We start from the raw sequence: 25,121 nt of genomic DNA, 5'->3' as shown, positions 1-25,121 counted from the left end.
TCCCCCATTCTCGCATCGACGGCCCCCCGGTTACGGCCGGTGTGGGGAGCACGGCGGACAGCCGCGCTCCCCACCCGATCAGACACCGCCGTTGCGTCGCTTGTTGAAGATGTCGAACGCGACGGCCAGGAGCAGAACGATGCCCTTGATCGCCATCTGCCAGGCCGCGTCGACGCTGAGGATGGACAGGCCCATGTTGAGCACGCCCATGACCAGACCACCGACGACGGCGCCGACGACCGTGCCGATACCGCCCTGGACCGCGGCGCCACCGATGAACACCGCCGCGATGGCATCCAGTTCGTAGTTCTGACCGGCGGATGCCACGGCCCCACCGGCGCGAGCGGTGCTGACCACCGCGGCGAGACCGGCGAGCACACCCATGTTGACGAAGATGAAGAAGTTGACCCACTTCGTCTTCACGCCGCTCATCACGGCGGCGAACAGGTTGCCGCCCATCGCGTAGATGTGCCGACCGAACGTCGTGCGGTTGAGCACGAACGTGTACGCCAGCACGAGCACGGCGAGGATGATGAGCACGATCGGCGTGCCGTTGTAGGCGGCGATGGTGAAGGCGACGGCCATGATCGCCACGACGGCGATCGCGTTCTTCAGCCAGAACGACCACGCGACCTCGCGGGGCAGCTCGAGGCGGCGGAGCGTCGCACGGGTGCGCAGCTGCTGGACGATGAGCAGGACGCTCGCGATCGCGCCGAGCACGAGGGTGAGGCTGTCCCAGTTGCCGACGTAGCCGAGCACGGGCGGGAGCCATCCGGCACCGATGGCGGTGAACCCGTCGGGCAGACCGCTGATCGTGCCGCCCGTGAGGAGGACGAGCGTGAGCCCGCGGAAGAGCAGCATGCCCGCGAGCGTGACGATGAACGCGGGTATCCCGACGAAGGCGACCCAGAAGCCCTGCCACGCGCCGACGATCGCGCCGACGACGAGCGACAGGACGACCGCGATGTACCAGGGCAGACCCCATTGGTTCATGGCGATCGCCGCGATCGCGCCGACCATGGCGACGACCGAACCGACCGACAGGTCGATGTGGCCGGCGATGATGACCATCACCATGCCGATCGCGAGGATCAGGACGTACGCGTTCTGCTGGATGAGGTTGTTGACGTTGCCCGGCATGAGCAGGCGCCCGCCGGTGAGCACCTGGAACAGCACGATGATGATGACCAGGGCAGCGAGGATGCCGAACTGCCGGAAGTTGATGCGCGCGAGCAGACCGCGGCGGCGCGGTCCCGGTTGCGTCGGCGCTTCGACCGTCTGGGTGGATGCGGTGGCCATTGCTGTCAGTTCCTTCCGGCGGTCATGTGCCGCATGAGCGTCTCCTGCGTGGCTTCCTCACGGCTGACCTCGGCCGTGATGCGTCCCTCGGAGATGGTGTAGATGCGGTCGGAGAGGCCGATGACCTCGGGCAGCTCCGACGAGATGACGATGACGGCCTTCCCCTGGGCCGCGAGTTCGTTGATGATGCCGTAGATCTCGTACTTCGCCCCGACGTCGATGCCGCGGGTCGGCTCGTCGAGGATCAGCACGTCGGGTCCGGTGAACATCCACTTCGACAGGACCACTTTCTGCTGGTTCCCGCCGGAGAGGCGTCCGGTGATCGCGGCGACACTGGGCGCCTTGATGTTCATCTTGTAGCGGTACGAATCGGCGACCTTGTACTCGCGGTACCGGTCGACGACGCCGAGGCGCGCGAGGCGGGCGAGGGCGGATGCCGAGACGTTGACCTGGATGTCGCCGATGAGGTTGAGGCCGTACTTCTTGCGGTCCTCCGTGGCGTAGGCGATGCCGTTCTTGATCGCCGCGTCGACGGTGCGGACGTCGATCTGCCGGCCGCCCTTGTACACCTCACCGGAGATGCCGGTGCCGTACATGCGTCCGAAGATGCTCATCGCGAGCTCGGTGCGCCCGGCACCCATGAGACCGGCGAAGCCGACGATCTCGCCCGCGCGCACCATGAAGGACGCGTCGTCGATGACCACGCGCTCGGTGTCGACGGGGTGGTGCACGGTCCAGTTCTCGACGCGGAACAGCTCCTCGCCGATGTCGGGTTCGCGCGGCGGGAAGAGGCTGTTGAGGTCGCGACCGACCATCGCCCGGATGATGCGGCCCTCGTCGGTGTCGGGGTCGTCGCGCCGCATGGTCTCGATCGTCCGGCCGTCGCGGATGATCGTGATGCGGTCGGCGATGCGCAGCACCTCCTTCAGCTTGTGGCTGATGATGATGCAGGTGATCCCCTGGTCGCGCAGCTGGTCGATGAGGTCGAGCAGGTGCGCGGAGTCGTCGTCGTTGAGGGCGGCGGTCGGCTCGTCGAGGATGAGGAGCTTGACCTCCTTGGCCAGCGCCTTCGCGATCTCGACGAGCTGCTGCTTGCCGACGCCGAGCTCGTAGATCTTGGTCGCCGGGTTCTCGCGGAGCCCCACGCGCTTGAGCAGGTCTGCGGCGGCGGTGTTGGTGGCGTTCCAGTCGATCACACCGCGCTTGGACTTCTCGTTGCCGAGGAAGATGTTCTCGGCGATCGAGAGGTAGGGGCTGAGGGCCAGCTCCTGGTGGATGATGACGATGCCGGCGGCCTCGCTGTCGTTGATCGAGCGGAACGCGACCGGCTCCCCCTCGAGGGTGATCGTCCCGTCGAAGCTGCCGGCGGGATAGACACCGCTCAGCACCTTCATCAGCGTCGACTTCCCCGCGCCGTTCTCGCCGCAGATCGCGTGCACCTCACCGCGATGCACGTCCACCGACACGTCGGCGAGAGCCGGGACGCCGTTGAACGACTTGGAGATCCCCGACATGCGCAGGATCGGTTCGGTCATGGTGTCTCCCTCCGTCGCCCGCGGGCGACAGGTAGCTCCGCCGCCGTGCGGCGACGGAGAGAGCGGCGGGGCGGGCGAACCCGCCCCGCCGCAGAGTGGATCAGAGCCCGACGTCGGAGGCCTTGAGGAAGCCCGAGTCAATGAGCTTGGACTGCACGTCGTCCTTGACGACGACCTCAGGCGTCAGCAGGTAGGACGGGACGACCTTCTTGCCGTTGTCGTAGGTCTTGGTGTCGTTGACCTCGACGGTCTTGCCGTCCTTGATCTCCTGGATCATCTGGAAGACGCGGTCACCCAGAGCACGGGTGTCCTTCCAGACCGTCATGGCCTGCAGACCCTCGAGGATCGCCTTGACGTTGGCCTTGTCGGCATCCTGACCCGTGATGATCGGGTAGTCGGCACCGGCGGTGTAGCCGGCCGACTTGAGGGATGCCTCGATGCCGATGGCGAGGCTGTCGTTGGGCGAGAGGACGACGTTGACCTTCTTGCCGTCGCCGTAGAACGACGAGAGGCGGTTGTCCATCTCGGCCTGCGCCTTGTCGGACGCCCAGCCCTGGATGCCGATGCTGGCCCACGCGTCGTCGTTGGCCGGCGACTTGCCGCTGGGGACGACGAGCTGACCCTTGTCGATGTACGGCTTCAGCACGTCCCAGGCACCCGCGAAGAAGAACTTCGCGTTGTTGTCGTCGGGGCTGCCGGCGAAGGGCTCGAGGTTGAACGGACCCTTGCCGTCCTTGAGGCCCAGCTGCTCCTCGATGAACTGGCCCTGCAGGGTGCCCACCTTGTAGTTGTCGAACGTGGCGTAGTAGTCGACGTTCTCGCTGCCGTTGATGAGGCGGTCGTACGCGATGACGGTCGCGTTCTGGGCCTTGGCCTCCTGCAGCACCGGCCCCAGCGTCGAACCGTCGATGGCCGCGATCACGAGGATCTTGGCACCGCCCGAGATCTGGTTCTGGATCTGGCTGATCTGCTGGTCGGTCTTGTTGTCGGCGTACTGCAGGTCGACGGTGCAGCCGGCGTCCGTGAGCTTCTTCTGGAGCTGCTCACCGTCGTTGATCCAGCGCTCGAGGCTGCGGGTCGGCATCGCGATGCCGACGTTGCAGTCGCCGCTGCCCCCGGCGGCGTCTCCGCCGCCATCGGCGGGGCGCGTGGAGCTACAGGCTCCGAGGCCGACGGCGAGCGCCGCGATGGCCGCGCCGGTCAGGATTTTCTTCAGCATTGTGATCTGCGTTCCTCTCTGAACTGCAGGGACCCCCGTGGTCCGCACCCGCCGCCCTCCCCGGCGTCGGATCGGGTACGTCCTCGTCCCGGCTTCCTGGTTCCGTCGTAATTATGACGGCTCCGTGAACATATCCCCGCCTCCCCGGATTTGTCCAGAGTCCGACCCCGGAAGGAATGCAACGAACGCGTAACGGAACGGGACTCGTCGGTCCCTCACCGCGGCGCGGCGGTCGTCAGCGGACGTCCTGATCGGCCCCGGACCACAGGTCGCCGCACTCCACCGCCAAGGCACCGTGCGCGCGAAGGTACGGGCGCGCTCCGACGTCGCCGCGGACCGCGGCGGCGAGCGCGACCCAGTGGTCGCGGCCGATCACGACGGGGGGCCCGGGGACACCGGCGTACTCCGCGGACGCGAGCACGGCAGCGTCCGCGCCGACGCGGGCGGCGAGCCGGCGCACGGCCACGGCGGGCAGATCGGGGGTGTCGACAGGCACCACGACGACCGCGCTCGCCGCGGTGCGCGCCAGGGCGTCGAGGCCCGCGCGTAGAGACGCGGAAACACCCTCTGACCAGGCATCGGTGATCGTGACGATGGCGCCGCGGGGAACGAGGCGAGCAGCGTCGTCGGACGCCGCGCCCAGGACGACGACGACCGGGTCGCACCCCCCGTCGCGCAGCGCGCCGACCGCCCTCTCCACCCACGCGACGCCCTCCGGATCACGCGCGAGGGCCTTCGGTCCGCCGAACCGGCGACCCGCACCGGCGGCCAGCACGAGACCTGCGAGCGGGGCGCCGGCGGGCCCGCCGACGGGGGGCGCGGAAGGCTCGGCGGGCATGGTCACGACAGCGTAGCGTGCACGAAACACGGCGCGGATACGGTCGCCCACATGTTCGAACTGGCCGCCGACCTGCTGCCCCTGCTGGAGGTGGGGGTGCCCGTGGCCGCGGTCACGATCACCCGGGTCGTGCGCAGCGCGCCGCGCGGGGTGGGGGCCACACTCGCCGTGACCGCGGACGCCCGCGTCATCGGTTCGCTCTCCGGCGGCTGCGTCGAGGGCGACGCCGTGATGCTCGGTCTCGACGCCCTCCGCTCGGGCGGGGTCCGCCGCGGAAGCTTCGGTTTCACCGGTCCCGATGACGCGATCGTCGCGGCCGGCCTCGCCTGCGGCGGTGCGATCGAGGTGGTCGCGTACACCGTCGACGGCGACGACCCCGCTGTGCGCGACGCGTTGCGACGCGCCGCGGCCGGACTCGAGAGCGCGATCGACCTCGACCTCGGCGACGGGACCGTGCTCGGACTGCACCGACGGTCCCGCCCGCGCCTCATCGTGCTGGGCGCCGGCGAACACGCGGCGGCCCTGTGCCGCGTGGGAGCTGCCGCCGGTTTCGCGGTGACAATATGCGACGCGTGGGCGCTGCTGGTGACGCGCGACCGTTTCCCCGAGGCATCCGATCTCGTCGTCGCCCCGCCGCACGAATACCTCGCGTCGCTCGAGGCGCCCGACGAGCGCACGGCCGTCTGCGTCCTGACCCACGACGAGCGCCTCGACGTCCCCGCCATCCGCACGGCGTTGCGGCTCCCGGTCGGCTTCGTCGGAGCGATGGGCTCACGCGCGACCGTGGCACGACGTGCGGCGCTGCTCACGCAGGCCGGAGTGACGGATGCCGAGCTCGGTCGGCTGCACTCGCCGCTGGGTCTCGACCTCGGTGCGGAGACGCCGGAGGAGACCGCCCTGTCCGTGATCGCGGAGATTGTCGCGGCCCGACGTGGCGCGAGTGCGCTCCCGCTGCGGTCGACCGGCGGCCCGCTGCACGTCGATGCCGCGCGCGGATGCGCCGTGCCGACGACGGTGATCGTGGGATGACGGCGCTCGTCATCCGCGACGCGGTCGCGGTCGTCGAGGCCGAGGGCCGGATCCGCACGGGCGACGTCGTGTGCATCGACGGGCTGGTCGTCGACACCCCCGCCCCCGCCGACGCGACGGTGATCGACGCGAGCGGCTGCGTCGTGACGCCCGGCCTCGTCAACGCCCACCACCACCTGCTGCAGACGGCGTTCCGGACGCTGCCCGGCACCCGCGGCATCCCGATGCGCGAGTGGCTGCCGGCGATGGCGGCCGCCTACGCCGAGGCCGGTGTCGACCCCGGATTGACCGGGATCGCCGCGCGCGCGGGACTCGCCGAGGCGCTGTTGAGCGGTGTCACGACCGTCGCCGACCACCACCTGACCTGGCCCTCCGGCGCCGACACGGTCGGCATGGCCCGCGCCGCCGCCGAGGCGGCCGCCGACCTCGGTGCGCGGCTCGCGTTCGTCCGCGGCGCCGCGCGCGACGATCCGCAGGAGGCCGCACTGTCGGCCGAGGCGATCGCCGCCGCGCTCGTCGACGGTCGCCCGGGCGGTGTCAGCGCCGACGGGATGCTGCAGGTCGCCGTGGGGCCGGCGGGCGTGCACAGCGACCCGCGCGAGACGTTCGCGCTGCTGGGCGAGGTCGCCGAGCGCCGCGGGCTCCGGCGCCGCACGCAGGCGAACGAGGTCGTCGACGTCGAGATCGCGCTCGCCCGCTACGGCCGCCGCCCGCTCGACCTGCTCGAGGACTGGGGCTGGCTCGCCCCCGATGTCACGCTCGCGCACCTGTGCGCGGTCACGGACGACGAGATCGCCCGGCTCGCGGCGGCCGGCGTCACCGCGACCCACGCGCCCGGCTGCGACGTGCCGATGGGCTGGGGCGTCGCGCCGGTCGCGAAGCTCCGAGATGCCGGCATCCCGGTCGGACTCGGAACGAGCGGCGGCGGCAGCAACGACGCGGGGCACCTGCTCGCCGACGCGCGTCTCGCGATGCAGGTCTCGGCGCTCGTGGGGCCGCAGCTGGCGGCATCCACCGTTCTGGCGATGGCGACCGAAGGATCCGCCGCGGGCCTCGGGCGCAGCGAGCTCGGTCGGCTCACCCCTGGTTCGGCCGCCGACCTGTGCCTGTGGGACGTCTCGGGCGTCGCCGACGCGGGGGTGGCCGACCGGGTCGCCGGGCTCCTGTGGGCCTCGCCCGGTCGGCGTCCGCGCGAGGTCGTCGTCGCGGGCCGCGTCGTCGTGGAGAACGGGACCCTGACCAGCGGCGACGAGGCCGAGATCACCGCGCGATTGTTCGAGAGGGTGGGACGATGACCACCATGGCTCCCGCGATCCCCGCCGACGACCCCGCGACCGGCTCCACCGGCGACGAGCGGCTCGGCGCGCACCTCCGCGGACTGCGCAAGGCGCGGGGGCTGACGCTCACCCAGCTCGCGGAGGCCGCGGCTTTGTCGCACCCGTTCCTCAGCCAGCTCGAGCGCGGCCTCGCCCGGCCCAGCATGGCCAGCCTCGAGCGCCTGGCGCGCGCCCTCGGTACGAGCCGGGTCGAACTCATCGCCGCATCCGAGCCCCCGCGCCCCGACGAGAGCGCCCACCCGACGTTCGTGCGGGCCGACGAGGGGCTCGTCGGACCCTACGCCGAGGGCAGCGCGCGGATGCTCGCCGAGGGTCCGCGCCGCTTCGAGCCCATGGAGTTCACCGGCGCGAACACCGAGGCGGGCGACCACTACGTGCACGAGGAGGACGAGTTCCTCACGGTGCTCGAGGGCTCGATCGTCATCTCGCTCGGCCCGTTCGGCGAGACGACCCTGGCCGTGGGCGATTCGGTGTACTGCCGGTCCGGGACGCCTCACCGCTGGCATTCGCCCGACGGCGCGCCCTACCGGCTGCTGATCGTGAAAGAACTGGTGCACGGCGCCCCCGACCCCGGCGAAGGAGACACATGAGCGGCGGTCTGACGTTCGAGGTGACGGTCCGCCAGCGCCGCGAGGCCGCGGACGGGGTCGTCGTGCTCGACCTCGAGCGCGCCGGCGGCGTGCTGCCGCACTGGTCGCCGGGTGCGCACATCGACGTCGTCCTGCCCGGCGGCGTCGAGCGGCAGTACTCGCTGTGCGGGTCGCCGACCGAGCGCGGCACGTGGCGCATCGGTGTGCTGCGAGAGCGCGAGGGCTCGGTGTGGCTGCACGAGAACGCGCACCCCGGAACCGCCCTCCGCGTCCGCGGCCCCGCGAACCACTTCCTCTTCGCCCCCACCGCCGGCCGGTCGTACGTGTTCGTCGCCGGGGGCATCGGCATCACGCCGATCGTGCCGATGATCGAGGCCGCCGAGGCGGCCGGCGCCGCGTGGACGCTGCTCTACGCGGGCCGGTCGCGGAGCACCATGGCATTCGTCGACGAGCTCGTCGAGCTCTACGGCGACCGCGTGGAGGTCTTCGCCGCCGACGAGGGACGCCGCCTCGACCTGGACGCGCGCCTGGCCACACCGGCATCCCGGACCGTCGTCTACGCGTGCGGGCCCGCACGCCTGCTGGAATCCCTGGATGCCACGATGTCGGGCTGGCCGCGCGGGAGCCTGCACGTCGAACGGTTCGAGGCGAAGGTGCTCGGCCCGCCGGTGTGGACGGAGCCGTTCGAGGTCGACCTCATGATGTCGGGGCTGACGGTCGTGGTGCCGCCGGAGAAGTCGATCCTCGACGTCGTCGAGGAGTACGGCACGGTCGTCCCCTCGAGCTGCCGCGTCGGCACGTGCGGCACGTGCGAGGTGCCCGTGATCGACGGCGACGTCGAGCACCGCGATTCGGTGCTCTCGCCGGAGGAGCAGGAGGCGAACCGCACGATGATGCTGTGCGTCTCGCGCGCGGCCTGCCCGCGCATCACGATCGAGCTGTAGCCGCCGGCCGCGGGCCGGGGGGGGGGGGGGGGGGCTGTTGATAGTCGAGCGACCGACGACCCCCGGTGCTGCATGCTGACCGGATGAGCAAACCGGTCGCCATCGTCTACGTCGACGGCTTCAACCTCTACAAGGGCCAGCTCGAGAACCGCCCGGCGAACAAGTGGCTCGATCTCGTCGCGCTCTTCGATGACGTGCTCGACGACTTCCGCGTGGCTCACGTGCACTACTTCACGGCGCGCATCAAGGGCCGAATGAATCCGGAGGATCCGCAGGCGCCCGATCGTCAGGACGCATACATCAGGGCCCTCCGGACCCTCGATCGACTGACTGTGCACGACGACTCGTTGTTCACCGTCCACCACGGGTTCGCCCGGGAGTGGATCGACGGGAAGGAGCAGCCCCCTCTCACTCGACACCACGTCCACAAGGTTCAGGAGAAGGGTTCGGACGTGAAGTTGGCCACTCAGCTTCTCCTCGACGCCCTGGACGGACGCGCCGACACCTACGTCGTGGTTTCATCCGACTCAGACCTCGCGCGGCCCATCGAGGTCGCGCGGAGCCGGTTCGGTGCCCGAGTGGGCGTGCTCTATCCCCGCGACGAACGAACGAAGCTCTTCGAAGCCGCCGGGATCGACTTCAGCCTCTACCTCCGCCCGAGCTATGCCGCGCGAAATCAAATGCCCGACGTCGTGCACACGGCGAAGCGCCCGGTCCGGCGACCGCCCTCATGGAAAGAGCAAGGCCCCGCATGAAATGCGGGGCCTTGAGCCTGATCCAGAGAACGAGGGGTTGTCTTCTCAGGATAGCAGCGCAATGGGCGCGCGGCGGGGTGGAGGCTGTGCGGATCGCTGATCCGGCGCCGCGCGCCGCAGGTTTGTCACGAGGGTCACGAGCGGGAAATACGGCGGAAACGACCGGTTCCTAGCATCGGAAACAGCCCGGATGTTGGTCACACCAACACTGGAGAGCCGCTCCCGACGGCGCCCGCCTCGACGAAGTGGCATCCTCACCCTCATTCTCCGGAGGTCCTCGTGTCCGCCGCTCCACCCGTCTCGATCACCGCGATCCACAACGCGCGGCTGGCGTCCGGCGCGCTCGTGGACATCGCGATCGACGGCGAGACGGTCGTCGCGGTGGTTCCGGCGGGAACGCCGCTGCCCGAGACCGGGGGCGAGATCCTCGACCTCGCCGGCTACGTCGTCACGGCCGCCGGCGCCGAGCCCCACGGGCACCTCGACAAGTCCCAGTCGTGGGATGCCATCCAGCCCCCGTTCGGCGACCTCGTGCGCGCCATCGAGAGCTGGCAGGCCTTCGCCCAGACGCTCGACGAGGACGAGACGCTCGACCGGGCCCGCTCCACGGCGCTGCGGATGCTGGCATCCGGGATCACCGCCGTCCGCACCCACGTCGACCTGCTGCACGGGGCGGACGCCCTGATCGGCGTCCGCGCCCTCGTGCGGCTGCGCGAAGAGCTCCGCGGCCTCATGGACATCGAGCTGGTCGCCCTCGGCGGGCCGACCGTGCCCGACGCCGTGTTCGACGCCGCCCTCGACGCGGGCGTCGACCTCGTCGGCGGGGCACCGCACCTCGCCGAGGACCCGATCGACGACCTCGACCGTCTGATCGCGATCGCCCGGCGCCGCGACGTCGGCCTCGACCTCCACACCGACGAGAGCCTCGCCGGTGCCGACACGCTCGCCGCGTACGCGGCGGCCGTGACCGGCTGGCACCGCCCCCGCTCCGCCGGCCACTGCGTGCGACTCAGCATGATGCCGACCGAAGACCTCGCGACACTCGCCGACGAGGTGCGGGCGGCCGACATCGGCATCATCGCCCTCCCCATCACGAACCTGTACCTGCAGGGGTGGGAGGACGACCACGCCGTCCCCCGCGGGATCGCCCCGATCGGCCGACTCAAGGCCGCGGGTGTCCGCGTCGCCGCGGGCGCCGACAACGTCCGCGACCCCTTCAACCCCGTCGGCCGGTGCGACCACCTCGAGACCGCGTCCCTGCTCGTCGCCGCGGGACACCTCGCCCCCGAAGAAGCGGTGGATGCCGTCACCACCGGCGCGCGCGACGTCATGGGCCTGCCGGCGGCCGGACCCGTCCCCGGTGCGCGCGCCGACCTCGTCGCCGTCCGCGCCGCCTCGCTCGGCGAGGCCGTCGCGTTCGCCTCCGCCGACCGCGTGGTCCTCCACCGCGGCCGCGTCGTCGCCCGCACCACGGTCTCGACGCGCATCGCCTTCCCGTCCGCCCCCACCCCGAAGACCGCACCGCCCGCCGACGCACCCGCACCGGCGCTTCCGACCCTCGTCCCGACCGGAAAGTGAGCGCTCCGTGACTCTCGCCTCCCCTTCCCCGGCAGCCACCCTCGCGGGCCCCACCCCGCCGCTGCTGGACTTCCGGAACGTCGCCATGACGTTCCCCAACGGCACCACCGCTCTCTCCGGTGTCGACCTCGTCGTCGAGCGCGGCGAGTTCGTCAGCGTCGTCGGCCCCTCCGGCTGCGGCAAGTCGACCCTCCTGCGCATCGCCTCGGGACTCGAGTCCGCGAGCGAAGGCACCGCGACGGTCAACACCGACCGGATCGGCTACGTCTTCCAGGACGCGACCCTCCTCCCCTGGCGCGACGTGCAGTCCAACGTCGAGCTCCTCGCCGAGCTGAACTGGCAGCCCAAGCGCATCCGCACCCCCAAGGCCCAGTGGGCCATCGACCTCGTCGGCCTGAACGGCTTCGAGAAGCACCTGCCCAAGCAGATGTCGGGCGGCATGAAGATGCGCGCGTCGCTCGCCCGTTCGCTCACCCTCGACCCCGAACTGTTCCTCTTCGACGAGCCGTTCGGCGCGCTCGACGAGATCACCCGCGAACGCCTGAACGACGAGCTGCTGAAGATCTTCGTCGAGCAGAAGTTCGGCGGACTGTTCATCACGCACTCGGTCTCCGAAGCGGTCTACCTCTCCACCAAGGTCGTCGTGATGTCGGGTCGCCCCGGCCACCTCGTCGACACGTTCGAGGTCCCCTTCGACATGCCGCGCGACCCCGAGATCCGCTACACGGGCGAGTTCGCCAAGCTCGTCGGCGAGGTCTCCCACGCCCTCCGGGAAGGACACTCATGAGCACCACCTCTGCAGAGCCGGTCGTCTCCGAGACGTCCGAGCCGTCGGCATCCACCCCCGTACCGCCCGTCGGCTCCGCCCCGGCGGCACCGCCGCGCGGTCGCGGCCCGATCTCGCGCGCACTGATCCTCGCCGGTCCGCCGCTGGGCGTCCTCGCCGTGCTCGTGGGGATCTGGTACCTCATCGCGGGCATCCTCACCGCCACCGGCAAGGGCTTCCTGCTGCCGATGCCGCACGAGATGTTCACGAAGGGCTTCTTCGACCCGCAGGTCAGCGTCGACATCTGGACCGCACTGTTCCGCACCACGGGCGTCGCCCTCACCGGTCTCGCGGTCGCCATGGTGATCGGCATCGGCTGGGCCGTCGCGATGTCGCTGGCCCGGTGGGTCGAGCGCAGCACGTACGCGTACGCGGTGATCCTGCAGTGCATCCCGATCCTCGCCCTGGTGCCGCTGGTCGGCTTCTGGTTCGGCTACGAGTTCACGGCCCGTGTGATCGTCTGCATCCTGATCGCGCTGTTCCCGATGGTGTCGAACACCCTGTTCGGTCTGCAGTCGGTGGACAAGTCGCAGCGCGAACTGTTCCGCCTGCAGAAGGCGAACAAGTGGACCGTGCTCACCAAGCTCACCCTCCCCGCCGCGCTCCCCTCGATCTTCGTCGGCATGCGCACCTCGGCCGGGCTCTCGGTCATCGGCGCGATCGTCGGCGATTACTTCTTCCGCCGCGGCGAGCCGGGCATCGGCTCCCTCATCTCCAACTACCAGTCGCGTCTGCAGAGCGCCGAGCTGTTCGCCGCGATCCTCGCGGCGTGCCTCCTCGGCGTGGTGATCTTCGCCTTCTTCGGCTGGCTGTCGAAGGTCGCCGTCGGCCGCTGGTACGACGCCGTCCGCTGACGCGGAACCGCCCCCACCTCACAGACACCGGATGCCACGGCACCGCGCCCTCGGGCGTGCCCGCGGCCGTGGCATCCGCCCCCTCCTGCACCACCTCCGCACCCGAGAGCTCCACCCGTCACAGAAAGCGAAACAGCATGAAGCGCAGCACCCTCGTCCGCGGCACCGCCGTCACCGGCGCGTTCGCGATCGCCCTCACGCTCACCTCGTGCGCCGGCAGCGCCGCGGATTCGGCGCCGAGCAGCTCCGACCTCACCGTCGGCTCGGTCGACCTGTCGGCCGACTGCCCCGCGACCATCGTCGTCCAGACCGACTGGAACCCCGAGGCGGAGCACGGTCACCTCTACGAGATGATCAAGGACGACTACACGATCGACGCGGGCACCAAGGCGGTGACCGGCCCCCTCAAGGTGGACGGCGAGTACACCGGCGTCAACCTCGAGATCCGCGCCGGCGGACCGGCGATCGGATTCCAGACCGTCTCGGCCCAGATGTACCAGGACGACTCGATCACCCTCGGCTACGTCAGCACCGACGAGGCGATCCAGCTCTCGAGCACGACCCCGACCAAGGCCGTCATGGCGCCGCTGGACATCAGCCCGACCATGGTCATGTGGGACCCCGAGACCTACCCCGACGTCAAGACCATCCAGGACGTCAAGCCGGCCCTCGAGAAGAACGGCGGCGTGTGGCGCTACTTCGACGGCTCGGCCTACATCGAGTACCTCAAGAGCGCGGGCCTGGCCAGCGCCGACATCCTCGACGGCTCGTACGACGGCACCCCGTCCAACTTCGTCGCCGCCGGCGGCAAGGACATGCAGCAGGGCTTCGCCTCCGCTGAGCCGTACGTCTACCAGAACGAGGTCTCGGCCTGGGGCAAGCCGGTGGACTTCGCCCTCATCCACGACTCGGGATGGCAGACCTACCAGTCGTCCATGTCGGTCAAGGCCGCGGACTTCGACACGCTGAGCCCCTGCCTCACCAAGCTCGTCCCCCTCCTGCAGAAGGCGGGCGTGGCGTACTACCAGGACCCGAAGGCCGCCAACGACCTCATCCTGAAGCTCGTCGAGGAGTACGACACGGGCTGGACCTACACGCAGGGCGTGGCCGACTACTCGGTCAAGACGCAGGTCGACCTCGGCCTCGTGGGCGACGGCCCCGACTCCACCTACGGCAACTTCGACGACGCCCGCTTCGCGGACTTCTTCGACAAGGCCAGCAAGGTGTACACCGACCTGGGCACCCCGCCCGCGTCCGGCTACACCGCGAAGGACCTGTACACCAACGAGTTCATCGACACGTCGATCTCCTTCTGATCGACCCGGCCCGGTCCGCCTCGTGCGGGCCGGGCCGACCCGGGTCCCTCGCGGGACTTCGGTCCCTGGTTCGGCCGTGATCTCGCCGAGACTGCACCTGCCTGACACCCCCACTGCAGCCTGCAACGCGGATGTCAGTCCACTGCAGTCTCGGCGATCCGAACCCCACCCCGGCCGCCTCCCACCGCGGCCCCGACACCTGGCATCCACCCCACCCGCGTCACCCGGAGACACCCCATGAGCGACACCGCCACCCGCGTCCTCTCCCTCGAGGACGACCTGCTCGACCTGCTCGGTCCCGCCGCCGTCAGCACCGAACCGCGCGTGCGGGAGCGCGCGAGCGTGGACGGGTCGCCGATGTCGCCGATCATCGCCGCCAAGCTCCCCCTCGGACTCGCCGACCTCGTGGTCTTCCCCGCGGATGCCGAGCAGATCGCGATCGCGGTCGCCGCCGCCGCGCGGCACGGCGTGCCCGTCACCGTCCGCGGCAAGGGCACCGGCAACTACGGCCAGGCCATCCCGATGCAGGGCGGCCTCGTCGTCGACACCACCCGCGCCAAGGCGATCGTGGAGGTCGGCGACGGCTTCATCACCGCCGAAGCCGGAACCCCCATGGTGCTGCTCGAACAGGCCGCATGGGCCGCGGGACAGGCGCTGTGGATGTACCCCTCGACCGCGCAGTCCACCCTCGGCGGCTTCCTCTCCGGCGGCTCCGGCGGCACCGGCTCCATCGAGCACGGCTCGAACGACCGCGGCTTCGTCGCCGCGCTCGACGTCGTGCACGCCGACGGCAGCGCCGACATCATCCACGTCGAGGGCGACGAGGCCCAGAAGTACGTGCACAACTACGGAACGGCCGGCGTCATCGTCCGCGCCACCGTCCGGCTCGAGCCGCTGCGCGAGTGGCGCGGGCTGTGGGCCAGCTTCCCCGACTTCTCGGGCACCCTGGCGGTGCTGCAGACCATCGGCAACCTCGACCCCACCCCGCGCCTGGTGTCGGGCGACGGGCCCGAGATCTCGGCATCCCTCCCCGCCGACGAGGCGATCCCCGAGGGCCGGTCGAGCCTCCGCGCGATCATCGACGCGTCGCTCATCGACACCGTCACCGCGATCGTCGAGGGCGCGGGCGGCCGCGTCGAGGCGGTGCGCGAGGGGCCGCAGGCCAGCATCCGCCTGTCGATGCTGAGCTACAACCACCCGATCGAGTGGTACCAGAAGAGCCAGCCGCACGAGGTGTTCCACCTCGAGGTCGCCGGAACGCCGCTCGCCGAGGACGTCGACGCCGTCGAGGCCGTCTTCGCCGGGGGGAAGCTGCACATCGAGTCGACGAAGGCCTTCCCGATCGGCATGCTCGCCGCTCCCTACGTCAGCGAGGAGGACGTGTACCGCGGGATCGCCGACCTCAACGCGATCGGCGTCGGCGTGCACAACCCCCACCAGTGGAACGTCGACTTCAACGTCGAGCAGACCGCGGAGCTCGCCCGTCTCACCGACCCGAACGGGCTGCTGAACCCCGGCAAACTCAACCCCGACTACTCGGGCGCACGCAAGGGAGCGATCATCTCGTGAGCCGTCTCCTCGCCGAGCTCAGCGGCCCCGCCGCAGCCGAAGCCCTCACCGAGAAGTCCATCATCGTGCTGCCGACCGGCGCGATCGAGCACCACGGTCCGCACCTGCCGCTCGCGACGGATGCCATCGTCGCCGAGGCCTCGGCCACGGCCGCGGTCGCGCGCGCCGCCGCGCAGGGCATCGACGTGTGGCAGCTGCCCACGCTGTCGATCACGAAGTCCGACGAGCACTCTTGGGCGCCGGGCACGCTGTGGCTCACGCCCGAGACGATGATGCAGACCATCGTCGACATCGGCCGGTCGCTCCTGACCACGCGCGCCCGGACCCTCGTGTTCCTCAACGGACACGGCGGCAACGTCGCGCTGCTGAACGTCGCGAACCGGGAGCTCCGCCGACGCTTCGGCCTGCGGACGTTCTTCATGCCCGCCGCGCGCGTGCCGTCCTTCAACGGCACCGACGGCGGTCCCGACGAGCACGGAACCGGCATCCACGCCGGGCACGGCGAGACGAGCATGATCATGCACCTGCGGCCCGAACTCGTGGATGCCTCGAAATTCGAGGCCACCGTCCCGGCGCACATCGGCGACTTCCGGCACATCGGCTTCAACGGCAAGCCCGTGACCTTCGGCTGGCTGTCGAACGACTTCGGCCCCACGGGGGTGCTCGGCGACCCGACGGGCGCCAACGCCGCCCACGGCGCCGAGCTGTTCGAGGACAGCGTGTCGTTCGTCGTCGAAGCGCTCGACGAGATCAGCCGATTCGACTACACGGCGTGACGGTGCCCGCGTCCCGCGGGACATCGCGGAAGGGCACGGAGTGAGCGTCGCGGCCGAGGCCACGGGCGTCCGCGCCTACGGACAGGTGCTGCGCCTGCCCGGCGCGCGGACCTTCGTCGCGGCCGGCATCCTGGCCCGGTTCCCCCGGGCGACCCTGTCGCTCGGCGTGATCCTCCTCGTCTCGGCCGCGACCGGCAGCTTCGGCTCGGCCGGGGTCGTCGTCGCACCGCTCGTCGGCGGCATGGCGGTCGCGGCCCCGCTGTGGTCGTCGCGCATGGACCGGCACGGCCAGGCCCGCGTCATCCTGATCTCGCTCGGATGCCTCGTGCTCGCGGCATCCGCGCTGCTCGCCCTGGTGCTGACGTCGGCGCCGTTCTGGACGTGGCTCGTCGCCGCGTTCGCGACCGGGGCGGCCACGCCCGACCTCACCTCGGCGGTACGTGCCCGGTGGACCGTGCTGGCCCCGCCGGGGCAGCGGACCGCGGCCCTCGCGCTCGAGACCATCGGCGATCAGATGGTGTTCATCTCCGGGCCGCCGGTCATCACCGCGGTCGCGGCGGCCGTGAACCCGACGGTCGCGATGCTCGGCTCTCTGACCCTCGGCGTCATCGGAGGGGTGTGGCTGGCGTCGCAGCGCCGCACGCAGCCGGCCGCGAGCGGGGCGACGGGTCGTGCGCGTCTGGCGCTGCCCCCGGCCGGAGTCGTGCCCGTCGCGCTCGCGTGCATCGCTCTGGGCGGCGTGTTCGGGGCGTTCGACGTGACGCTTGTCGGATGGGCCGAGCTGGGCGGACGTCCGTGGCTCGCCGGACCCGCGTTCAGCGCGTTGGCCCTCGCGATCGCCGTGGGCTCGGTGATCACCGGGGCCCGCGCGTGGAGGCTGTCGCCGATCGCGCGGTTCATCGGCTTCGCCGGCGCGGCCGCGATCGCCGCGCTGGCGCTGCCGCTCACGCAGGGCGTGACGCCGGTGCTGTTCTTGGCGATCCTCGTCCTCGGCCTGCTGCTGTCGCCCGTGATGATCTCGGGGATCCTCGTGGCATCCGCCCGTGCTCCCGAAGGCCGCGTGACCGAAACGCTCGCCTACCCGACCGCCGCGATGTCGCTGGGCGTCCCGATCGGCGGCGTGATCGCCGGATCGGCCCTGGATGCCACGGGCCCCGCGACCGCGCTCGTCACCATCGCCGTGGCGCTCGCGTGCGCCGCCGTGATCGCCGTGGCGGGCGAGGCGCTGCTGCGGGTCGCGCGGCGCTGAGGGCGAACGGGCGTCCCGGCGCCGACGAGAGCGCCGGGACCGCCCGTCAGCGCGCGTCGACGTCCGCGCGCTCCGTCCGAACGGTGGGAGCCGCGGCGGCGCGGCGCGCGATCACGCGGTTGCGGACCGCGAAGGCCAGGACCACCGCGAGCACCGCGTAGATCGCCAGGGCGATGGGGCTTTGCACGAGGGTCGTGAGGTCGCCGTTGGCGCTCATCGCGGCATCCCGCAGGCTCGTCTCCGCGAGAGGACCGAGGACCATGCCGATGATGAGCGGGGCGAGGGGGTAGTCGTTCGTCCGGAGGAGGAACCCGAGGAGCCCGACACCGAGCAGCATGAGGAGATCGAACGTCGCACCCGAGGTCGCGTAGATGCCGAGTCCGCTGAACACGGCGATCGAGGCGTACAGGTACGGGCGCGGGATGACGAGGAGCTTGGCCCACAGCATCGCGAACGGCAGGTTCAGGATCAGGAGCACCACCATCGCGAGGAAGAAGCTCGCGATGAGCGCCCACACCAGGTCGGGAGCCCGCTCGAACAGCAGCGGCCCCGGCTGCAGGCCGTACTGGCGGAACGCCGCGAGCATGATCGCCGCCGTCGCCGACACCGGCAGACCCAGCGCCAGCAGCGAACCCATCGCCATGCCCGTCGTGGAGTTGCCCGCGGCTTCCGGCGCCGCAAGGCCGCGGATCGCCCCGGTGCCGAACTTCGGCGTCCGCCGTCTGGCATCCAGTCGCTTCTCGATGCCGTAGGCGAGGAACGTCGGGATCTCCGAGCCGCCCGCCGGGATGACGCCGAACGGCAGACCGATCGCGGTGCCGCGGAGCCACGCCGGGGTGGCCTCGGCGAGCTCCTTGCGCGAGAGCCACGGGCGTCCGGTCGGGCGGATCATCGTCTTCCCGGAGATGTGCCGCTCGAGACAGGCGACGTAGATGACTTCGCCGAGAGCCAGGATGCCGACGGTCACGGTGATGAGCGAGATGCCGTCGAAGAGGTTCGGCGAGTCCAGCGTGAAGCGGGGCGCGCCCGAGACGCCGTCGATGCCGATGACCGCGATCCCGAGGCCGAGGAACAGCGACGCGAGACCCTTCACGGCGTTGTCGGTGACGACCGACGACGTCGCGGCGAACGCGAAGATCGCGAGGGCGAAGAACTCGGCGGGTCCGAAACTGCTCGAGAGATCGGCCAGCAGCGGCGCGAAGAACACCAGCAGCACCGACGCGATGATGCCGCCGATGAACGCGCCGATCGCGGCGGTCGCGAGGGCCTGCGCCGCGCGTCCGTTGAGGGCCATCTTGTGCCCCTCGAACGTCGAGGCGATCGCGGAGGCCTGGCCCGGGGTGTTCAGCAGGATGCCGGTGATCGAATCGCCGAACAGCCCGCCGAAGTACACGCCCGAGAACATGATGAACGCCGCGGTCGGGTCGAGCGAGAACGTCACCGGCAGCAGCAGCGCCACCGCCATCGACGAGCCCAGGCCCGGCATGACGCCGACCGCGGTGCCGAGCACGCAGCCCACGAGCACCCAGATGAGGTTCTGCCACGTGAGGGCACCGGCGAAGCCTTCGCCGAGGAGAGCGAGAACGTCCATGTCAGAAGGCCCATCCCAGGATGCCGGAGGGCAGGGAGAGTCCCAGCCCCATGTCGAACGCGATGTAGGTGAGGGAGCTGATCGTCAGACCGACGAACAGCGCGAACAGCGGCCGCGCGTGCCCGAACCCGCGCGCGATCCCGGCGAACAGCAGGGCCGCGGCGATGATCCAGCCCAGGATGCCGAGGAGGAACGCGAAGATCAGGAACGGCCCCACGACCCAGGCGAAGGACCGCCAGTCGACGCCGACCGCGCGCTCCCCGGAGGCATCGGCCCCCGCGGGGACCTCCACGGAGGCGGCGGTGGCGGGGGTGGCGGGGGCCTCACCGGCGGCGGGGGTCGTGGCATCCGCCGTCGGGTTCTCGCTCAGCGACCGCACGGCGGCGACCCCGAGGATCACGGCGAAGACGTACAGGCCCGCGGCGATGATCCCGGGGAAGAACTGCGGCCCGGGGAACGCCGCAGAGGCGGGCACCCTCATGGTCACGATGCCGTAGACGAGGTACGTCGCGAACGCCGCGAGCACCATCGGCATGACCAGCGCTTTGGCGATGCCGGACGCACCGCGTCCGCGACGGAATCGCAGCTTGTCGCCCACGACCGCCGAGACGGAGGTGGGATTGTTCGACGGCATCACAGGCCCATCTCCTCGTACAGTCGCTCGATGCGCGCCCGCTCCTCGGCGAGGAACGCCGTGAGGTCGTCACCGGTGATGAGGCGTTCGGTCCAGTGGTAGCGCTCGCGCGCGTCGGCCCACTCCGGGGTCGCAGTCGAATCGAGGACGAGCTGCGTCAGGCTGTCGACCTGCTCGCCGCTCAGTCCGCTCGGGGCGGCGAGCATGCGCCAGTTCGTGAGCTTCATGTCGTAGCCCTGGTCGATCGCGGTCGGTATGTCGACGCCCTCGAGGGGCTGTTCGGCGACCAGCGCGAGGGCGCGCAGACGCCCCGACTCGATCTGGTCGATGTTGTCGGGGTAACCGCCCGCGGCGGCCTGCGCGGTACCGTTCAGCAGCGCCTGGATCGCCTCGCCCCCACCGTCGGACGAGATGTAGGTCATGTCGACGGGCGGGATGCCGGCGGCGAGCGCCAGTTCCGCGACGACGAGCTGGTCGAACGACCCGCCACCGGTCCAGGGCAGGGCCTTGGGGTCGGCCTTCCACGCCTGCACGAGGTCGTCGAGCGTCTGGAACGGCGAGTTCGCCGGCACGACGATGACGTCGTACTCCTCGACCATGACCGCGAGGGGCGTCACGTCATCGAGGGTCGCCGCCGAGTTGAACTGCACGGTCGCGGCGAGGAGACCCGTTCCCCCGACCAGGAGGTTGTTGGCCTGGCCGTTCAGCACCGACACGTTGCCGAGGGCGATCGTGCCGCCGGCGCCCGGCATGTTCACCACCTGGACGTTGTTCACCAGCCCGTTCGCCTTCTGGGCCTGCTGCAGCTCGCGCGCGACGCCGTCCCAACCGCCTCCCGCGGCAGCGGGGGCGATGATCGTCATCGATGCGTGGATGTCGTCGCCCGCGGCGGCGGACGTGATCGATCCGTACGCGGCGGTCGCGATGGCCGCGACGCCGACGATGCCGCCGATCGTGCGGCCGACCCATCGGCGGCGGCCGGGGGGACCGTCCGCGGCATGGTCGGGGACAGCGGGAGGCGTAAGCTCCGTCATCACAGCTCCTCCTTGCGAACGTCGTCGTTTCGCAGAATGTGACGACGCTCGCAGGGGCGGGAGTGCGACGCACCCCCCGGTCGATTTGTGCTCATATTGCGCGCGAAAGAATGTCACCCCCATGTCCGACACCGCCCCCGCGGCCCGCACCCGTGGTGTCCGTCGCGCGCTCGTCGTGCTGCCGAGCCTCATCGTGCTGACCGCCGTCGGCGTCACGACCTTCATCGCCGCGTCGGTGCAGGAGCGCCACATCCGCGACGACACCGCCGAGCGCGTGTACGACGTCGCGGCGAGCCTCGCCGAGCTCGACGACGTCCGCGACACCGTGGCATCCGTGTCGTCCGTCGGCACGCCGGAACGGCTCGCGGATGCCGCCGCCCTCACCGGCGCCACGGCGACGCTGCAGCCGCTGGCCGACCTGATCGAGCGCACGACCGGGGTGTTCTACGTCGTGATCACGGACGACGAGGGTGTCCGCATCACCCACCCGGCGAGCGCCCAACGCGGACGCCAGGTCGAGACCGCCAATGCGAGCGTCTTGGCGGGGGTGCCGTTCCTCGGCACCGAGACGGGCCCCTCGGGCAGCTCGTTGCGCGCGAAGGTGCCCGTGCGCGCCGGGGAGACCGTCGTGGGGATGGTGGCCGTCGGGGTGCTGGAGTCGAGCATCCTGTCCGACCGCGACGACGCGCTCGGCGACCTCCTGCCGTGGGCACTCGGGGCGCTCGTCATCGGAACGATCGCGTCGTCGCTGCTGGCCGCGGCGATCGAGCGACACTTCCGGCGGCTGGACGACCTCGCCGCCGAGCAGGAGCGGACGGCCCGCACGATGGTGGCGCTGCGCGAGCAGGCGCACGAGTTCGGCACGCGCCTGCACGTGCTGCACGGCCTCATCTCGCACGGCGACACCCGCGACGCCCTGACCTACATCTCCGACGCGCTGCCCGGACTCACTCCCCGCGAGCCCTCGGACAGCCGACTGGATGCCTCGGTCGTCAGCGCGAGCATCGAGGCGCTGCGTAGCGAGGTCTCTTCGCTCGGAGCGCGTCTGGAGGTGCGCATCGACCGGGACATCGCGATCGACGAGACCGTCGTGCTCGTGCTCGTGAACCTGTGCCGCAACGCCGCCGAGGCGGGAGCGACGCGCGTCCGCTGCAGCCTCGACCTCGTGGGGGACGTCCTGCACGGCTCGGTCGACGACGACGGCCCGGGGATCGATCCGCGCGACGTCGAGCACGCGTTCACGCTCGGGTACACCTCCAAGCCCGACCTCACCGGGACGGGCCGCGGCATCGGGCTCGCCGTCGTCCGGCGCGCGGTGACCGAGCGCGGCGGCGAGATCCTCGTCACCCGGTCGGCGTGGGGCGGGACGAGGTTCGAGTTCGACATGGCGGCGCCGCGATGACCGACCGGATCCGCGTCCTCGTCGTCGACGACGACGCCGCGGCCCGCGCGCTGCACGGCCGCTACGTCGCCGAGGTGCCGGGCTACGCGGTCGTCGGCTCCGCGGCGGACGGGGCGGGGGCGATCGCTTCGGCGCAGGCGGGCGTCGACCTCGTGCTGCTCGACATGCGCCTCCCCGACATCAGCGGCGTCGAGGTGCTGCACCGACTCCGGACCCTCGGCGCCGGGGCGGTCGACGTGCTCGTCATCAGCTCGTCGCAGGACCAGGTCACCGTGCGGCAGGCGCTCGCCGCCCACGTCGTCGGCTACCTCGTCAAACCGTTCACGGCGGACACGCTCCGCCGGAGGCTCGAGGCGTACCGCGTCGAACGGAGCGAGAGAGCGGATGCCGACCGCGACCGCGCTCTCAGCCAGGGCGACATCGACCGTCTGCTCGGCACCGGGACCGTGCGCGTGCCGACGCGTACCGCACCGGAGGCGCGGCCGAAGGGCTTGGCATCCGTGACCCTCGAGCGGGTGCGCGCAGCCCTGGACCCGGTCGCGTTCGTGTCGGCAGCCGAGGTGGCGACCGCGTGCGGACTGTCGCGCGCCACCGCACAGCGCTACCTCGAGCACCTCGTCGCGACCGGTGTCATCGACCTCGCGCACCGGTACGGCGCCCGCGGCCGCCCGCGGATCCTCTACCGGCTGGCTCCCGCCCCACCGGAGTGAGACGCGGCGCGCGTCGGGGCCGGCGAGCCGGGGCCGGGTCGGCTACAGCTCGGCCTGCCCGGCCGGGAGGGAATTCCGGGGTCAGCTCACCCGTGCGAGGTTCGTCGTCGTCACGGCTCCGAGCTTCGCCGTGATGTCGGTGAGTGTCTGACCGACCCCGAGATCCAATCTCTTCGCCGTGATGGTGGAGGTCGCATTGTCGTAGTACTCGGCGCGGACCGGCAGGTTCGGCGACGAGAACCGCACGTAGTACCCGGTGTCGGCGCGGAGCCCGTCCACGACGTAGGTCCCCCCGGGTGTCACGATCGCCGACGCGACGATCTGGTTGTACTTCGAGTACACGTCGACGACGACGTACCCGTCGCGGTAAGAGACCCCTGCCGGAAGCCGCACGCGTCCGGAGATCGCGGAGAACGGGACGGGGGCGACGTCGACTCCGGTGAACTTCTGGTTCGCAGCGAGCGTGATGTCGGTGTACTCGCCGTACGACTTGGTCCACCACTTCGGGAAGACCCGCACGCCTTCGGCCACGATCCTCACGCGATACACCCCCGGGTCGAGGAGTCGCGCGATGTAGGTCCCGTCGGAGTTCACCTTCTCCTGCCGAACCACCGCACCGGTCGACACCGACACGATCTGCGCGGTGACCGTGCCGTCCGAGAACGACGTCCCCGCGGGGAGCGTCACGGTACCGGAGATGGCCGCGTAGGGCGCCTCCGCGAGCGTCGGGTTCACGGTCACTTTCTGACCCGCGCCGACGACCACCGCCGTCGCATCAGCCGGACCCTTCGCGCCCTTCCACCACTGCGTCTGCAGGGGGAGACCGGTCGAGCCGAAACGCAGCTTGTACGAGCCCGGGGGGAGTCCGCCGACGGAGTACGTCAACGAGGCCATGCTCACCGTTGTGCGGGTGAACAGGGTGTCCGGGGAGCCGACGCGGAGCACGTCAACGGTGATGGTCCCCGCCGACCGATCGACCCAGCTCGGAATGGCGACGGTTCCCGAGATGGATGCCGGCGCGACCAGGGCTGCGTTCACGCCCGTTCGCGCGGCTCCCGAGGCGAGTCGGATGGTCGCCGCGTCGGCGGCGACCGCGGCGTTGTTCCACCACTGGGTCGCGACGCGTCCGCCGTACTCGGTGAACGACACCCGGTAGTCACCCGGCGTGAGTCCGCGCAGCGTGTACGCGCCGTCGGAGGCCGGACGAGCGGTGACGTTGCGTCCCCCGGCGGTCAACGGGACAGCCGTGACCGTCACCAGTGTCCTCGCAACGCCCGATGGAGTCGTGACCTTCCCGGATACCGTGGCGAGCTTCTGCGCGACGAAGTCGATCCCCGAGCGGTTCTCACCCGCGGCGAGGACCACAGGGGTGGCGGCATCGCGGGTGGCGGCGTTCTGCCACCACTGCGGCGCCAGGGGGACGGAGTCCTCATTCGTCGAGTACACCCGCACGGTGTAACTCCCCGCCGCCAGGTTCGCCGCCGAATACGTCAGGGGGCCTGCGGCCGACCCGCTCACCACGGCGGGGATGCGCACGCTGGACCCGACTTGTTGCAGGTCGACCCGCAATGGGGTCGTCGACGTCAGCCCAGCCGGCAGCGTGACGGTGCCGGAGATCGACCCGGTCGCCGCGGCTGCCCGCGCCGCGGGCGGAGCGGGGCTCTCGGTGGGCGGTGTCGAGGGGGTCGGCGTCGCGGTCGGCGTCGGGGTCGCCGAGGGCGTCGGCGTCGGGGTCGCCGAGGGTGACGGCGTCGGCGAGGGAGTACCCGTCGCCGTCGGGGAGGGGCTCGCTGTCGGCGTGGCGGTCACGGCCGGAGTGGGGCTCGGCGTCGAAGCCGCTGACGCGGGACTCGCCACTACGGAGCCCGCCAGGAGTATCCCCGCGATGGCTGTCGCGGCGAACCAGGAGCGCACACGGGTGCGCGGATAGTGCGGCATGTCGTTTTCCCCCGGAAACGGAACGCCCGTACTTCACCCGCCGCCTCGGTAGCGAGCGGTCGCGAGTTCCCCTTCGCCCTGTCTATCGCACGTCAATC

The 25,121-nt window shown here is 70.9% G+C and carries 23 protein-coding genes; 15 read left to right on the top strand and 8 right to left on the bottom strand.

Annotated elements, in window-relative coordinates; translation table 11 throughout:
* Window positions 1-78 precede the first annotated feature (78 nt).
* The 4 genes from mmsB to QM517_RS15960 all read right to left on the bottom strand — a co-directional run bounded on the left by mmsB (window position 79) and on the right by QM517_RS15960 (window position 4,891).
* On the bottom strand, window positions 79-1,299 hold the full coding sequence (gene mmsB / locus QM517_RS15975; protein ID WP_077050876.1) for a multiple monosaccharide ABC transporter permease: 1,221 nt from the start codon (window positions 1,297-1,299) through the stop codon (window positions 79-81).
* Between the two features lie 5 nt (window positions 1,300-1,304).
* Window positions 1,305-2,834, bottom strand: coding sequence for a multiple monosaccharide ABC transporter ATP-binding protein (gene mmsA / locus QM517_RS15970; RefSeq protein WP_278103404.1), 1,530 nt, complete (start codon window positions 2,832-2,834; stop codon window positions 1,305-1,307).
* Between the two features lie 100 nt (window positions 2,835-2,934).
* Window positions 2,935-4,053: a multiple monosaccharide ABC transporter substrate-binding protein gene (gene chvE / locus QM517_RS15965; RefSeq protein ID WP_077050878.1), complete on the bottom strand. Its 1,119-nt coding sequence runs from the start codon at window positions 4,051-4,053 to the stop codon at window positions 2,935-2,937.
* 235 nt (window positions 4,054-4,288) lie between these two features.
* The gene (locus QM517_RS15960) at window positions 4,289-4,891 is read right to left on the bottom strand and encodes a nucleotidyltransferase family protein (protein WP_283288845.1); all 603 of its coding nucleotides are present in this window, start codon (window positions 4,889-4,891) and stop codon (window positions 4,289-4,291) included.
* 51 nt (window positions 4,892-4,942) lie between these two features.
* Here QM517_RS15960 and QM517_RS15955 point away from each other — a divergent pair, with 51 nt between their 5' ends.
* From QM517_RS15955 to QM517_RS15900, 12 genes are all read left to right on the top strand, one after another.
* Window positions 4,943-5,920 carry an XdhC family protein gene (locus QM517_RS15955; protein ID WP_283288843.1) on the top strand — a complete coding sequence of 326 codons (978 nt, stop codon included), beginning with the start codon at window positions 4,943-4,945 and terminating at the stop codon, window positions 5,918-5,920.
* Window positions 5,917-7,215, top strand: a complete 1,299-nt coding sequence (locus QM517_RS15950; RefSeq protein ID WP_283288841.1) for an amidohydrolase family protein — start codon at window positions 5,917-5,919, stop codon at window positions 7,213-7,215. Before QM517_RS15955 ends, QM517_RS15950 begins: the two co-directional genes overlap by 4 nt.
* The gene (locus tag QM517_RS15945) at window positions 7,212-7,847 is read left to right on the top strand and encodes a helix-turn-helix domain-containing protein (RefSeq protein WP_283288837.1); all 636 of its coding nucleotides are present in this window, start codon (window positions 7,212-7,214) and stop codon (window positions 7,845-7,847) included. Before QM517_RS15950 ends, QM517_RS15945 begins: the two co-directional genes overlap by 4 nt.
* The gene (locus QM517_RS15940; protein ID WP_283288835.1) at window positions 7,844-8,791 is read left to right on the top strand and encodes a PDR/VanB family oxidoreductase; all 948 of its coding nucleotides are present in this window, start codon (window positions 7,844-7,846) and stop codon (window positions 8,789-8,791) included. Before QM517_RS15945 ends, QM517_RS15940 begins: the two co-directional genes overlap by 4 nt.
* Window positions 8,792-8,874: 83 nt before the next feature.
* Window positions 8,875-9,546: an NYN domain-containing protein gene (locus tag QM517_RS15935; protein WP_283288833.1), complete on the top strand. Its 672-nt coding sequence runs from the start codon at window positions 8,875-8,877 to the stop codon at window positions 9,544-9,546.
* A 279-nt stretch (window positions 9,547-9,825) separates the two neighbouring features.
* The gene (locus QM517_RS15930) at window positions 9,826-11,124 is read left to right on the top strand and encodes an amidohydrolase family protein (RefSeq protein WP_283288832.1); all 1,299 of its coding nucleotides are present in this window, start codon (window positions 9,826-9,828) and stop codon (window positions 11,122-11,124) included.
* A 7-nt stretch (window positions 11,125-11,131) separates the two neighbouring features.
* Window positions 11,132-11,911 carry an ABC transporter ATP-binding protein gene (locus QM517_RS15925; protein WP_077050883.1) on the top strand — a complete coding sequence of 260 codons (780 nt, stop codon included), beginning with the start codon at window positions 11,132-11,134 and terminating at the stop codon, window positions 11,909-11,911.
* Window positions 11,908-12,804 carry an ABC transporter permease gene (locus tag QM517_RS15920; RefSeq protein WP_077050884.1) on the top strand — a complete coding sequence of 299 codons (897 nt, stop codon included), beginning with the start codon at window positions 11,908-11,910 and terminating at the stop codon, window positions 12,802-12,804. The genes QM517_RS15925 and QM517_RS15920 overlap by 4 nt, the downstream gene beginning before the upstream one ends.
* Before the next feature lie 137 nt (window positions 12,805-12,941).
* Window positions 12,942-14,120: a nitrate ABC transporter substrate-binding protein gene (locus QM517_RS15915; RefSeq protein ID WP_077050885.1), complete on the top strand. Its 1,179-nt coding sequence runs from the start codon at window positions 12,942-12,944 to the stop codon at window positions 14,118-14,120.
* Window positions 14,121-14,357: 237 nt separating this feature from the next.
* Window positions 14,358-15,689, top strand: coding sequence for an FAD-binding oxidoreductase (locus QM517_RS15910; RefSeq protein ID WP_077050886.1), 1,332 nt, complete (start codon window positions 14,358-14,360; stop codon window positions 15,687-15,689).
* Complete coding sequence (locus tag QM517_RS15905; RefSeq protein WP_283288826.1) at window positions 15,686-16,465, top strand: creatininase family protein; 780 nt, start codon at window positions 15,686-15,688, stop codon at window positions 16,463-16,465. Before QM517_RS15910 ends, QM517_RS15905 begins: the two co-directional genes overlap by 4 nt.
* 40 nt (window positions 16,466-16,505) lie before the next feature.
* Complete coding sequence (locus QM517_RS15900; RefSeq protein ID WP_283288824.1) at window positions 16,506-17,714, top strand: MFS transporter; 1,209 nt, start codon at window positions 16,506-16,508, stop codon at window positions 17,712-17,714.
* 46 nt (window positions 17,715-17,760) lie between these two features.
* Here QM517_RS15900 and QM517_RS15895 read toward each other — a convergent pair whose 3' ends face one another.
* Genes QM517_RS15895 through QM517_RS15885 form a run of 3 tightly spaced genes read right to left on the bottom strand, consistent with a single transcriptional unit; the run spans window position 17,761 to window position 20,973 of the window.
* On the bottom strand, window positions 17,761-19,305 hold the full coding sequence (locus QM517_RS15895) for a tripartite tricarboxylate transporter permease (RefSeq protein WP_283288822.1): 1,545 nt from the start codon (window positions 19,303-19,305) through the stop codon (window positions 17,761-17,763).
* Between the two features lies 1 nt (window position 19,306).
* The gene (locus QM517_RS15890; protein ID WP_283288820.1) at window positions 19,307-19,939 is read right to left on the bottom strand and encodes a tripartite tricarboxylate transporter TctB family protein; all 633 of its coding nucleotides are present in this window, start codon (window positions 19,937-19,939) and stop codon (window positions 19,307-19,309) included.
* On the bottom strand, window positions 19,939-20,973 hold the full coding sequence (locus QM517_RS15885) for a tripartite tricarboxylate transporter substrate binding protein (protein ID WP_283288817.1): 1,035 nt from the start codon (window positions 20,971-20,973) through the stop codon (window positions 19,939-19,941). The genes QM517_RS15890 and QM517_RS15885 overlap by 1 nt, the downstream gene beginning before the upstream one ends.
* 121 nt (window positions 20,974-21,094) lie before the next feature.
* Between QM517_RS15885 and QM517_RS15880 the strand changes: the two genes are divergently transcribed.
* Window positions 21,095-22,375 carry a sensor histidine kinase gene (locus tag QM517_RS15880; RefSeq protein ID WP_283288815.1) on the top strand — a complete coding sequence of 427 codons (1,281 nt, stop codon included), beginning with the start codon at window positions 21,095-21,097 and terminating at the stop codon, window positions 22,373-22,375.
* Window positions 22,372-23,085 (top strand): response regulator, encoded by a 714-nt coding sequence (locus tag QM517_RS15875; RefSeq protein WP_283288813.1) that lies wholly within the window; start codon window positions 22,372-22,374, stop codon window positions 23,083-23,085. Before QM517_RS15880 ends, QM517_RS15875 begins: the two co-directional genes overlap by 4 nt.
* A gap of 81 nt (window positions 23,086-23,166) precedes the next feature.
* Here the strand turns inward: QM517_RS15875 and QM517_RS15870 are convergent, their stop codons facing one another.
* Window positions 23,167-24,621: a carboxypeptidase-like regulatory domain-containing protein gene (locus QM517_RS15870; protein ID WP_283288811.1), complete on the bottom strand. Its 1,455-nt coding sequence runs from the start codon at window positions 24,619-24,621 to the stop codon at window positions 23,167-23,169.
* Between QM517_RS15870 and QM517_RS15865 the strand changes: the two genes are divergently transcribed.
* The gene (locus tag QM517_RS15865; protein WP_283288809.1) at window positions 24,614-25,015 is read left to right on the top strand and encodes a hypothetical protein; all 402 of its coding nucleotides are present in this window, start codon (window positions 24,614-24,616) and stop codon (window positions 25,013-25,015) included. The genes QM517_RS15870 and QM517_RS15865 overlap by 8 nt on opposite strands.
* Window positions 25,016-25,121: the final 106 nt, after the last annotated feature.

The sequence above is a fragment of the Microbacterium sp. IEGM 1404 genome (assembly GCF_030056775.1).
GTDB lineage: Bacteria > Actinomycetota > Actinomycetes > Actinomycetales > Microbacteriaceae > Microbacterium.
Note: the sequence above shows the minus strand (reverse complement) of the source record. Positions and strands in the feature narration are given on the sequence as shown.

Coding starts and splice junctions, on each gene's coding strand:
- QM517_RS15955 (WP_283288843.1), top strand. CDS start 4,943: ATGTTCGAACTGGCCGCCGACCTGCTGCCCCTGCTGGAGGTGGGGGTG.
- QM517_RS15935 (WP_283288833.1), top strand. CDS start 8,875: ATGAGCAAACCGGTCGCCATCGTCTACGTCGACGGCTTCAACCTCTAC.
- QM517_RS15920 (WP_077050884.1), top strand. CDS start 11,908: ATGAGCACCACCTCTGCAGAGCCGGTCGTCTCCGAGACGTCCGAGCCG.
- QM517_RS15950 (WP_283288841.1), top strand. CDS start 5,917: ATGACGGCGCTCGTCATCCGCGACGCGGTCGCGGTCGTCGAGGCCGAG.
- QM517_RS15960 (WP_283288845.1), bottom strand. CDS start 4,891: ATGCCCGCCGAGCCTTCCGCGCCCCCCGTCGGCGGGCCCGCCGGCGCC.
- QM517_RS15940 (WP_283288835.1), top strand. CDS start 7,844: ATGAGCGGCGGTCTGACGTTCGAGGTGACGGTCCGCCAGCGCCGCGAG.
- QM517_RS15915 (WP_077050885.1), top strand. CDS start 12,942: ATGAAGCGCAGCACCCTCGTCCGCGGCACCGCCGTCACCGGCGCGTTC.
- QM517_RS15895 (WP_283288822.1), bottom strand. CDS start 19,305: ATGGACGTTCTCGCTCTCCTCGGCGAAGGCTTCGCCGGTGCCCTCACG.
- mmsB (WP_077050876.1), bottom strand. CDS start 1,299: ATGGCCACCGCATCCACCCAGACGGTCGAAGCGCCGACGCAACCGGGA.
- mmsA (WP_278103404.1), bottom strand. CDS start 2,834: ATGACCGAACCGATCCTGCGCATGTCGGGGATCTCCAAGTCGTTCAAC.
- QM517_RS15885 (WP_283288817.1), bottom strand. CDS start 20,973: ATGACGGAGCTTACGCCTCCCGCTGTCCCCGACCATGCCGCGGACGGT.
- QM517_RS15945 (WP_283288837.1), top strand. CDS start 7,212: ATGACCACCATGGCTCCCGCGATCCCCGCCGACGACCCCGCGACCGGC.
- QM517_RS15880 (WP_283288815.1), top strand. CDS start 21,095: ATGTCCGACACCGCCCCCGCGGCCCGCACCCGTGGTGTCCGTCGCGCG.
- QM517_RS15865 (WP_283288809.1), top strand. CDS start 24,614: ATGCGCACGCTGGACCCGACTTGTTGCAGGTCGACCCGCAATGGGGTC.
- QM517_RS15875 (WP_283288813.1), top strand. CDS start 22,372: ATGACCGACCGGATCCGCGTCCTCGTCGTCGACGACGACGCCGCGGCC.
- chvE (WP_077050878.1), bottom strand. CDS start 4,053: ATGCTGAAGAAAATCCTGACCGGCGCGGCCATCGCGGCGCTCGCCGTC.
- QM517_RS15890 (WP_283288820.1), bottom strand. CDS start 19,939: ATGCCGTCGAACAATCCCACCTCCGTCTCGGCGGTCGTGGGCGACAAG.
- QM517_RS15910 (WP_077050886.1), top strand. CDS start 14,358: ATGAGCGACACCGCCACCCGCGTCCTCTCCCTCGAGGACGACCTGCTC.